2 protein-coding genes are annotated in these 3,011 nt (G+C 44.2%); both read right to left on the minus strand.

Annotation, left to right across the window (positions count from 1 at the left end; genetic code table 11):
* Window positions 1-66: 66 nt before the first annotated feature.
* A complete protein-coding gene (locus G400_RS0113005) occupies window positions 67-2,391 on the minus strand; it encodes a MucBP domain-containing protein (protein WP_017261252.1) in 2,325 nt (774 codons plus the stop codon).
* 61 nt (window positions 2,392-2,452) lie between these two features.
* Window positions 2,453-3,011 (minus strand): MarR family winged helix-turn-helix transcriptional regulator (locus tag G400_RS0113010; RefSeq protein WP_225351501.1); only part of this gene is annotated, 559 nt, incomplete at its 5' end.

The following is a 3,011-nucleotide window of genomic DNA, read 5'->3' on the forward strand; positions in this document are numbered from 1 at the left end:
TTCCGGGCTTGTTCGGATTAAACTTGTAATTTGCCTTTCAAAAAATTTTATTGCTACAGGAACTAGTCAGTTCTTAGACTTGCCATGTTTGAACCGTCGTGACGCCCCAACAACTGCGCTTAATCCAATCATTCCCAACAGACTCTCGCCAATCAAAGTGGCAGTTGAGGCATCACGCTCACCAGTTCTCGGCAAGGTCGTCTTGAGCGCACGTTGTGGTTGCCGGTTCTTTTGAGGCTGCGTTGCGGCAACCGCATCAATCGTAACGTCATGGGACAATTGCACTTTTTGAGTTGGGACCAACCAATTAATGTTTTGCGTAACGATTGGACCAAATACTGGTGACACATTGCCCTGCGCATTTGGAACTAGTTTAGGTTCAGTAGTCAGTTGTTGAGGTGTTTCATTAACTGGCACTGATGGTTCCTGTTCGACAGTGGGTGTCGATACAACTGGTGTATTAGGCGTCACATTATTCTTCTTCGGGACCGTTGGCGTCGGCGTGTTTCCCGGAGTCTCATCTGGTTGTGGAACAGGATTCGGTTCGTCTGGAGGTGTGACGGGTGGGACAACCTGTGGTTTAGCGGGATTTTTCGCATAGACCACGTTGTAAATTAAATCCTGACTGTTGTTATCAACGCTCTGCGCACTTGTTTGATTCAAATCAGAATTTGGCGCAGTTGTACTAATAACGTGATAGCCGGCTACTGTGGGATTTGAAACTTCTTCAAAGCTAGCAGTTCCTGTTTGCCAACCGTCTCCTACTGGTTTTCCCGTGCCCGGATCAATTTTAGCATCGGCTGCAGATTTTGTTGTTGAATAATAAATTGCATCCGTCTTTGTCGCCGAATCGTAAACTGTTAGGAAGTTGAGTGGCGTTGCTTTTTTCTGCGCTGCAACTACATTTCCTTGCAGGTCAACATAGTTAATGGTTTCATCGACTGTTTTACGGGCACTGATCGCATAGTTCGAAGAATAAACATAGGTCACCACTGCAAGCTTTCCATACGTAGGATTATTCAGGAAAATCGTCTTTTCCCAACCACGCCAATCTAATGCAGTATAAGACTGATAACTTTCGTCGCCTGCCTTAAAATGGAAGACTTGTGTCGTTGTTGGCGTTTTTGCATATTGATGATCATCCGTTATCGTCACATCAATATCCCCAGCATCCGTTAATTGAACGAACTTGGCGGTAACGCCATCATCATAGTCCATTGTTCCTGTCCAGCCTTTGCCAAACAACGTTAACTGACCTGTCTGATTTGTCGGCAATTTTGTTTGATCAAGCGTGTACCCGCTAATCGTGGCTGGCGTATCCGTATATGTTTGCCAAGCCAGTCCTTGGGATGTGACTGCCGGTTTAATGGCCGTTCCAGTTTCGTCGACAAAGTTTGTTGTCGCCGTAACTAGTTTTGGCACCCACGTATAATGATCTGCCTCAGAGTAGGTACCATCAGCCCGCCACCGAGCCATATATGTCGTGTAATTCATTTTGTTAAAGTAACTGACGCCGTAGTCTTGGTTTGCGTATTCGAATCCGTATTTTTTTGAAATAACGCGTTGACCCAAACTTAGCGTATAGGTTTCAACAGGCGTGTACGTTTTCGGCATTAATTCATGAATATAGACCGTCCCATCCCCATTACGATTGGTTGATGTCACAATCAAGCCACCATCATTAATCGCAATCTGATCAAACGTATAATGTGTCGGGTCAGGATCTAGCCAAGTGTAAGAACTAAAATAGGCAGGATCAGTGTATTTTGTTATTGTGTCTGCCGCAGTTGATGTTGGCGTCGCCGTAGCATCCACGCGCGTAATTTCTTGTGGTTGTGAAGTTTGGTGATACACATTGGCAGCCGATGATTTTGCCTGTGTTACAACATGATCATCAACGTCGCCAAGATTAGTAACGTTAACTTGTTTGTTAGGATTAGAGGTAGGCGTTACGTTAGCTACACTATCAGTGCTGTCAGCCGTCGACGCAACGCTTACAGCCGCTTTGTCAACTGACGCAGTAGCATTTCGATCATTATTATCATAATTAGACGAAACAGAGCTGGCCACAGATTCAGTCGTTGTATTATTGCTTGCCTGCGTCTTAGGTGCCGAAGAATTACTTGTCAGTAACGTATCAGTTGCGACGCTACTTGTTAATGGAGCCACATTCGATGCAGCGGATGTGGCCTGACTTGTCGCACTCAATGTCACCTGAGAGTCGGCTAATGATGCTACATTTCCACTGCTAACTTCCTGTGTGACCACGCTTGGCACTTCGTCCGCTTTTGCAATAGCAGTTCCCGTTCCAATAACTGCTAGTACTGTCGCCGCCAATGTAGTCCATTGTTTGCCATCTTTGTACATTTTGAAGTGTGTTTTAGTTTCCAAAATAATACCCCCTCATTTTTTAAAAAATTGAGTCGCTAGATCATGTGCAGTAACATTTTTTCTATCGTTTATTCAGATATTCAGACCCATCGTTGCTGTAATAATGGGTTGAATTAACAATCGTACTTGTAAACATTGTAAAGTCGTTATGTAGCTGTTTGACACCAACCATCCCCATTGTTTTAATGACATCGCGGGCAACAAACTGAGTGTGATCGTTGACACGTTGCATTAAGTGCTCACCCTTACTCGTCAAATGAATGTAATGCCGACGTCGATCATCACAGTCCGCAACAACTTCAACTAGCCCTTTAGATAACATGCCGGTAACTTGGGTTGAAATTGCCCCTTTGGTGATGTGATTCCGTTCAGCCAAATCAGACATTGTTTGTCGCTGACCATTCGAGATTTGAGCCAATAATGAAATACTGCCCCAGCCTTCACCGAATTCTTGAACTGACTCTTTCAGCATCTGTTCAATCGCCCGGAAATTTGTTTGATAATCGTCAGCCAATATCTTAGCAACTCGATCCACTTCTTCCGGCTTTGCCTTCATAGCCCCATCTCCCCAAAGAATATTCCGGAAAATAAATAGCTTTATAAAATCATTAAAATAGTAA

Source organism: Furfurilactobacillus rossiae DSM 15814 (assembly GCF_000428925.1).
In the GTDB taxonomy this organism is placed as follows: Bacteria; Bacillota; Bacilli; order Lactobacillales; family Lactobacillaceae; genus Furfurilactobacillus; species Furfurilactobacillus rossiae.